This is a genomic window from Actinomadura miaoliensis (assembly GCF_039536785.1).
Classification (GTDB): Bacteria; Actinomycetota; Actinomycetes; order Streptosporangiales; family Streptosporangiaceae; genus Spirillospora; species Spirillospora miaoliensis.
This window is the reverse complement of the sequence record NZ_BAAAZG010000022.1, coordinates 107,976-115,274: the sequence shown is the minus strand read 5'-3', so window position 1 is coordinate 115,274 and position 7,299 is coordinate 107,976. Positions and strand designations below refer to the sequence as shown.

The 7,299-nt window shown below is 70.3% G+C and carries 8 protein-coding genes; all 8 read right to left on the bottom strand.

Annotated features, from left to right (window positions below; all coding sequences use genetic code 11):
- Positions 1 to 1,034 (bottom strand): ABC transporter ATP-binding protein (locus tag ABD811_RS18565; protein ID WP_344948874.1); only part of this gene is annotated, 1,034 nt, incomplete at its 3' end.
- A gap of 417 nt (positions 1,035 to 1,451) precedes the next feature.
- Positions 1,452 to 1,841 (bottom strand): 50S ribosomal protein L7/L12, encoded by a 390-nt coding sequence (gene rplL, locus ABD811_RS18560; RefSeq protein WP_344948872.1) that lies wholly within the window; start codon positions 1,839 to 1,841, stop codon positions 1,452 to 1,454.
- Positions 1,842 to 1,917: 76 nt separating this feature from the next.
- Positions 1,918 to 2,526 carry a 50S ribosomal protein L10 gene (rplJ, locus tag ABD811_RS18555; protein ID WP_344948869.1) on the bottom strand — a complete coding sequence of 203 codons (609 nt, stop codon included), beginning with the start codon at positions 2,524 to 2,526 and terminating at the stop codon, positions 1,918 to 1,920.
- Between the two features lie 360 nt (positions 2,527 to 2,886).
- The gene (locus ABD811_RS18550) at positions 2,887 to 3,783 is read right to left on the bottom strand and encodes an SCO4651 family lipoprotein (protein ID WP_344948867.1); all 897 of its coding nucleotides are present in this window, start codon (positions 3,781 to 3,783) and stop codon (positions 2,887 to 2,889) included.
- Between the two features lie 192 nt (positions 3,784 to 3,975).
- Positions 3,976 to 4,818 (bottom strand): SCO4651 family lipoprotein, encoded by an 843-nt coding sequence (locus ABD811_RS18545; protein WP_344948865.1) that lies wholly within the window; start codon positions 4,816 to 4,818, stop codon positions 3,976 to 3,978.
- A gap of 161 nt (positions 4,819 to 4,979) precedes the next feature.
- A complete protein-coding gene (locus ABD811_RS18540) occupies positions 4,980 to 5,867 on the bottom strand; it encodes a hypothetical protein (RefSeq protein ID WP_344948862.1) in 888 nt (295 codons plus the stop codon).
- Positions 5,868 to 6,028: 161 nt separating this feature from the next.
- Entirely contained in the window at positions 6,029 to 6,745 is a 717-nt protein-coding gene (gene rplA, locus ABD811_RS18535; protein ID WP_344948859.1) for a 50S ribosomal protein L1, read from the bottom strand.
- 85 nt (positions 6,746 to 6,830) lie between these two features.
- The gene (rplK, locus tag ABD811_RS18530) at positions 6,831 to 7,259 is read right to left on the bottom strand and encodes a 50S ribosomal protein L11 (protein ID WP_344948856.1); all 429 of its coding nucleotides are present in this window, start codon (positions 7,257 to 7,259) and stop codon (positions 6,831 to 6,833) included.
- Positions 7,260 to 7,299: the final 40 nt, after the last annotated feature.

Genomic DNA, 7,299 nt, shown 5'->3' with positions numbered 1-7,299 from the left:
GCACGGGCCGCCGGCGGGAGCGGCGCGCCCTGGCCCGCGGGCACGGCGGCCATGGACGCGACGTAACGCGGCCACTCCTCGACCCAGTTGCGGCCCAGGTCGTCGATGAACGAGCCGGGCGGCGGCGTCACGCCGTGCGCGGCGCACCAGGCGCCCGGAGCGTGCTGGCCCGTGCGCACCCGCCCGTCGCTGGGCATCAGCTGCGGCGGGATCGGCGGCAGCTTGCCGGGGTCGTGGCCCATCTTGGCCTCGGCCTCCAGCTCGGAGACGTCCTTCTCCTCCGACATCCCGATCGGGCCGACCCGGCGGGCGTTGAGGAACTGCCGGACGACCGGCTCCTCGCTGGACAGCAGCATCTCGCGCGGCCCGAACATCACCAGCTCGCGGCGGAACAGCAGGCCGATGTTGTCCGGCACGGTCCGCGCGGTGTTGATGTCGTGGGTGACGATCAGGAACGTCGCGTTGATCTGCGCGTTCAGGTCGACGATCAGCTGGTTGAGGTAGGCGGTGCGGACCGGGTCCAGGCCCGAGTCCGGCTCGTCCACCAGCAGGATCTCCGGGTCCAGCACCAAGGCGCGGGCCAGGCCCGCGCGCTTCTTCATGCCGCCGGAGATCTCACCGGGAAGCTTGTGCTCGGCCCCGATCAGGCCGACCATGTCCATCTTCTCCAGGACGATCCGCTTGATCTCCGACTCGGACTTGCGGGTGTGCTCGCGCAGCGGGAAGGCGATGTTGTCGTAGATGTTCATCGACCCGAACAGCGCGCCGTCCTGGAACAGCACCCCGAACAGCTTGCGGGTCTCGTACAGCTGCGCCTCCGGCAGGCGCGGCAGGTCCCGGTCGCCGATCCAGATGTGGCCGCGGTCCGGCTTGAGCAGCCCGACGAGCGACTTCAGGAACACCGACTTGCCCGTGCCGGAGGGCCCGAGGAGCACGTTGATCTCTCCCGCGGGCAGCGTCAGCGACACGTCCTGCCAGATAGTCTGGCGGCCGAAGGACTTGGTCAGTCCCTCGACCCTGATCTCGACGCCCACTCGTCACCTTTCGTCCAGGCCGGGGGGAATCCGGAACCAAAGACCGAGCAGCTGTGGTCGTAGCACTCCGTGCGTCGTCGTCACTCAGCGCGCCACTCCCGTTGCTACCGCCGGGTAGCTGTGGCGGGTGCCACTACCGTAGCGGCCCGGAGCGGAAATGGAAGAGGGGGCGCCCGGTTGGACCCGCCGTCCAGTGAGGTCGTAAGAGAATCGTTACTTACGCGCCTGGTGAGACTACTGGTCCAGGATGACCCGTCTCAAGGGACATGACCGGAACACCTCCACTCCCGACAACCGACCGATCGGGACGCCGCCGGGAACGCGACGAGGCGGCCACCCCACCGTCGTGGGATGACCGCCTCGTACGAAGCGAGTCGAAGCGCGCCGGAGCGAGCGCTTCGAGAAGCCTGAGAAGCCTTACTTGACGGTGACCGTCGCGCCGGCCTTCTCCAGGGCCTCCTTGGCCTTGTCGGCCTGCTCCTTGTTGACCTTCTCCAGCAGCGGCTTGGGAGCGCCGTCCACCAGGTCCTTGGCCTCCTTCAGGCCGAGGCTCGTCAAGGCGCGAACCTCCTTGATGACCTGGATCTTCTTGTCGCCGGCGGCCTCGAGGATGACGTCGAACTCGTCCTTGGCCTCCTCGGCCGGGCCCTCGGCCGCGACCGGGGCGCCGGGGGCGGCGACGGCGGCGACGGGGGCGGCGGCCTTGACGTCGAAGGTCTCCTCGAACTGCTTGACGAACTCGGACAGCTCCAGGAGGGTCATCTCCTTGAACGCGTCGAGCAGCTCGTCGGTGCTGAGCTTCGCCATGGTGTTTTCCTCCGCTAGGGCTTGGCAGATGGGTCGTCGATACGACCGCGGGTGGTCGGTCCGGGTGGGACCCCGGTCACTCGGCGGGCGCGTCGGCCGTGTCGGCGTCGGCGGCCTCGGCCGCGTCGGCGTCGGCCTGGACGGCCGGGGCCTCGGCGGTCTCGCCGGCCTCCTCGCGCTTGGCGCGCAGCGCCTCGGCGAGCTGGGCGGCCTGGGTCGGCAGCGCGTTGAACAGGGCGGCCGCATTGGCCATGGAGCCCTTCATCGCGCCGGCCAGCTTCGCGAGGAGCACCTCGCGAGACTCCAGATCGGCGAGCTGGGTGACCTCGGCGGCGTCCATCGGCTTGCCGTCGATGTAGCCGCCCTTGATCACCAGCAGCGGGTTGGCCTTGGCGAAGTCACGCAGCCCCTTGGCCGCCTCGACCACGTCGCCCTTGACGAAGGCGATCGCGGACGGGCCCTGCAGCAGGTTCCTGAACTCCTCGTCCAGGCCCGCGTCGGACGCGGCGATCTTGGTCAGCGTGTTCTTCACCACGGCGAACCGGGCGTTCTCGCCGAGATTGGTGCGCAGCTCCTTCAGCTGCGCCACCGTCAGCCCGCGGTACTCGGTCAGCACGGCGCCGTTGGAGCTCTGGAACTCTTCCGTGAGCTCGGCGATCGCCGCGGCCTTGTCGGCCTTTGCCATGGGCCTCCTTCCGATTACCTGGGTGGAAGCCGCCGGGGCGAAAGGCTCTGCCAGAACACAGAAACGCCCCGGCGTAGGCGCACGGGGCGTGGGCACGACACGGAGGTCGCACGGAAGCTCTCGTCTCACCTACGCGGGCCGCCCGGCACCCTCACGGGCGCGGGTCCTTCGGCCGCCCCGAACGGGGCGACGACCGGCGGTCTTCGGCAGTTGTCAAGAGTACGCGCTCGTCCGGCCGCGCACAAAATCCTTTCCCCAGGAAACCGGGGAAAGCGCGCGGTCTCGCCGCTCGCCGTTCCCGGGAACGCGGCGAGGCCGCACCCCCGGTCGAAGGGTGCGGCCTCGTGGCGGTCGGAGAGGTCAGCTGCCGGTGGGCATCTGCCCGCCGCCGGGCAGGTTCTTCATCAGCACGCTGAAGTCGGTGACCTGGTCGGCGGGCGGGGCGGCGATCTGCACCGGCTTGCCGTAGTCCCGGTAGGTCATCGAGATCGTCATGTCCTCCTTGGCGCCCTGCGCGCTCTTCATCGCCAGCTTGCGCGGCAGCTGGTCCTTGTCGACCCACAGGTCGAAGGTCATCGAGTCCATGCCGGTCTGCGCCAGCGACTTCTGGTACGCCTCGCGCTGCTCGGCCGGCAGCTTGGCCACCGCGTCCTGCAGCCGGTAGGTGCCGGTGTAGTGGGTGGTCTCCACGCCCTCGACCGTCTCCTTGCCGACCTCGCGGGCGTCCTTGGAGGCGGTGAGCATCTTGGTGTTCTGGACGGGGTCGAGCTGCCGCGACTGCTCCAGCAGCTGCTCGACGTTGATGCCCGACTGCCGGCCGATCTCCGACAGGGAGATCTTCAGCCACGGCTTGGCGCCCAGCTGCCCGGCACTGCCGCCGAGCCGGCTCGCCATCTGGGTCAGCATCGGCATCTTCATGTACATCGTGTTGCCGACGAACACCTGCTCCATGCCGCCCATGGACTGGCCGCCCACGCTCATCTGGCCCAGGTTCATGGAGTAGGCGAGGTCCGGCTTGGTGCGGTACTGCATCTCGCCGTCCGCACTGACCGCCCCGCTCTGCGGGTCGTTCATCCGCATCGACACGGTGGCCTTGAACGAGTCGGTCTGCCCCGTCTTCTCCGCCGCCTTGCCCAGCACCTGCGCGGCCGTGAGCTTGATGGCGTCACCGGCCTCCTCCGCCCCTCCGAGACATCCGGTCAGGGACAGGGCCAGGCCGGTGGCCACCGCGGTGCCCGCGGCGAAGCGACGAATCATATGGTTCTCCTCGGTTGTGAAACGAACGGCCGCGCCGAGCGGCTACAAGCCGCACAGTCAATCAGACGCCGAGAAGATCCACGTGGTTCATCCCGATCTGGGGCGGAACGGCGCCGGACCCGCGGGCCGGGCGCCGCGAGTCCCCGGGCCGGGCCCGCGGCGCGCTCCGGCGGTCGCCGGGGAGCCCGGCGGTCAGTTACCGAAGAGCCCGTTCAGCGACAGGTCGCCGACCTGGTCGGCGGGGGGCGGGTTCACGCTGAACGACTTGCCGTAGTCGCTGTAGCGCACGGTCACCGAGCCGGTGTCGCCGCCCGTCCCCTTGGACACGATCTTGCGGGGCAGCTGGTCGCCGTCCGTCCACAGGTCGAAGCTGATCTTCTCGCCGGACGCGCCCTGCGGGAACCAGCGGCTCACCCGCTGCCGCACCTCGGGGTCGAGCCGGTTCAGCGCCTCCTGGACGGTCACCGTCCCGGTGTAGTGGACGGTGCGCACCCCGTCGACGGTCTCCTCACCGACCCTGCGCACGTCCTTGGACGCGGTGAACATCTTGGTCTGCTCAGCCGGGTTGACCTTCTGCACCTGCTCGACCAGGCCGGCGACGTCGAAGCCGGTCTGCCGCCCCACCTGCGCCACGTCCACCTTCACCCACGGCTTGCCGTTGGCCGCGAACCGGGCGAGCTGCGGGAGCTTGGCGTACAGGACGTCACCGGTGTAGATCGCCTGCCCGCCGACGCCGTCCAGGCCCCGGCCGCCGCCGACCTTCTGCAGCTGCGCGCTGAACACCAGCTCCGGCCGCAGCCGGAACCGACCGGTGGCCTGCACGTGCGCGCCGTTCCGCGCGTCGGTCACGGTCAGGTCGGCCTTGAACGAGTCGGCCTGCCCGGTCTTCTGCGACGACTGCAGGACCGCCTCGGCGGCGCTCAGCTTCATCGCGCCCGTGGACACGTTTCCCGAGCCGTCACCGGCGCAGCCGGACAGCAGCAGCGCGGCGCCTACGGCGGTGCCTCCCGCGGCCACGGCGAATCGGCGATTCATGAGGATTGAGCCTCCCTGGTTGCCTACCGATGACCACAGTCTCGTCCGGCGAACGCGGGCGAACATCCCCCGATGGTACGAATGCCGCGCTTCGCGGTACGACCGGCGGCGTACCCGTACGAGACTGCGCGACACGGCGGCCGCGGCCGGCCCGGGCGTTCTCAGCGGTAGGAGCGGAACGCCATCGAACCGGCGAACCGCCCGCCCGGCACCGCCGCCCCCAGGCCGATCCAGGTGGGACGGCCGTCGGCGTCGACCCACATGTCCAGGGAGACCCCGATGCCGGGCGGCACCGCCCTGAGCGCCCGCCCCGCGGGTCCGGCCTCGGCCTCCGGCAACAGCGACAGCAGGTCACCGATCGACACCCCGGCCGTGTAGCGCACCGAGCCGAACCGGTCGGGCGCCGACCTGCCGACGCCCGGCAGCGACCGGACCAGGCCGGTGAACTCGCGCGGATCGGACCCGGTCCGCAGCCTGGCGAGCTGGGCGTCGGTCAGCGTGCGTTGCCTCCACCCGGTGCCGTCGAAGCCCGACAGCGTCCGGCCCTTGACGATCGCCTTCTGCGTGACGGTGGTCTTCTCGCCGCCGCGCACGCTCGTCCGCACGCCGGTGGCGTCCAGCGCGAACCGAGGCGCCACGGTGAAGCGCGCGGTCTCGGTGGCGTGCTCATAGTCGCCGTTCGCCGCCCCGGACAGCCGCACCTCGGTCACGCGGACGTACGAGCGAAGCGGCGTTCGGGCGCTGGACGCGCGTCCGGCGGGGGTGTCCGTGGCGCTTCCGCGGGACGTGCGCCCCGGCGTGGACGAGGCGGTCGCCGACGTGCCCCCCGTGGGCGCCGCCTTGGGCGCGTTCTCGGGGAGCGGGGAGCGGGACGCTCCGGCCGCCTCCGGGGCCGGGGCCGGGGCGTTCTGAACGGCCGCCACGGGCGTTCGCGGAGTGTCGCGGGACTCCTCCGGCCCCGCCTTGACGACGGCCACAATCGCGGCGGGCACCACGGCCGCGGCCGTGACGACGGCCATCACGACCAGGTGATCGGCACGACGGTCCACGGTCCTCCGTCCCGTAACGTCGACGAGCCCTGCGAGGGCGGAGATCGATTCAACACCACCGGCTCCGCCGGCACCACAGGCGCCGTAATTCGGACCGGACGCGCAAAGCAAAAGGGCGCCCCCCTAAGGGGACGCCCTTCACGACTGCCGGCTGTCGCCGGTCAGTCCTGGTCGAGCTCGGCGGTCAGGTTCCGCACGGCGTTCGGGTCGATCGGGACGCTCGGCCCCATCGACGTCGTCACCGCGGCCTTCTTGACGTACCGGCCCTTGGCCGCCGACGGCTTGAGCCGCTGGATCTCCTCGACGGCGGCGGCGTAGTTCTCCACCAGCTGCCGCTCGCTGAAGGAGGTCTTGCCGACGATGAAGTGCAGGTTCGCGTGCCGGTCGACCCGGAACTCGATCTTCCCGCCCTTGATGTCGGTGACCGCCTTGGCCACGTCCATGGTGACCGTGCCGGTCTTGGGGTTGGGCATCAGGCCGCGCGGACCCAGCACCCGGCCCAGCCGTCCGACCTTGCCCATCTGGTCGGGGGTGGCCACCACCGCGTCGAAGTCCAGGAAGCCGCCCTGGATCTTCTCGATCAGGTCGTCGGACCCGACGAAGTCGGCCCCGGCCTCGCGGGCCTCCTCGGCCTTGGCACCGCCCGCGAAGACCAGCACGCGGGCGGTCTTACCGGTGCCGTGCGGCAGGTTGACCGTGCCGCGCACCATCTGGTCGGCCTTGCGCGGGTCCACGCCGAGCCGCAGCGCGACCTCCACGGTCGCGTCGAACTTGGTGACGCTGGTCTCCTTGGCCAGCCGCATGGCCTCGGCCGGGCTGTACAGGTGCTCGCGGTCGATCTTCTCGGCCGCGGCGCGGTACGCCTTGCTGCGCTTCATGTCTGTCTCCCTGATGTGAAAGGAGGTCGTGGTGCGGGCCGCGCCAGGCCCTTCCACGGTCGTACGGACGTCCCGTACGAGGGTCCTACTTGACCTCGATGCCCATGGAGCGGGCGGTGCCGGCGACGATCTTCTCGGCGGCGTCGATGTCCTTGGCGTTCAGGTCGGGCATCTTGGTCTGCGCGATCTCCCGGATCTGGTCGCGGGTGACCGAGCCGACCTTGGTCTTGTGCGGCTCGCCGCTGCCCTTCTCCACGCCCGCGGCCTTGAGGATCAGCTGCGCGGCCGGCGGGGTCTTGGTGACGAAGGTGAACGAGCGGTCCTCGTAGATGGTGATCTCTACGGGGATGACGTTGCCGCGCTGGGACTCCGTGGCAGCGTTGTACTGCTTGCAGAAGTCCATGATGTTGACGCCGTGCGGACCGAGCGCCGTACCGACCGGCGGCGCCGGGGTCGCCTGTCCGGCCTGCAGCTGGACCTTGACGATCGCGGCGACCTTCTTCTTCGGAGGCATCTGCACCCCTACGTCCCGTGTGCTTCGGTTCCGGTTCCCG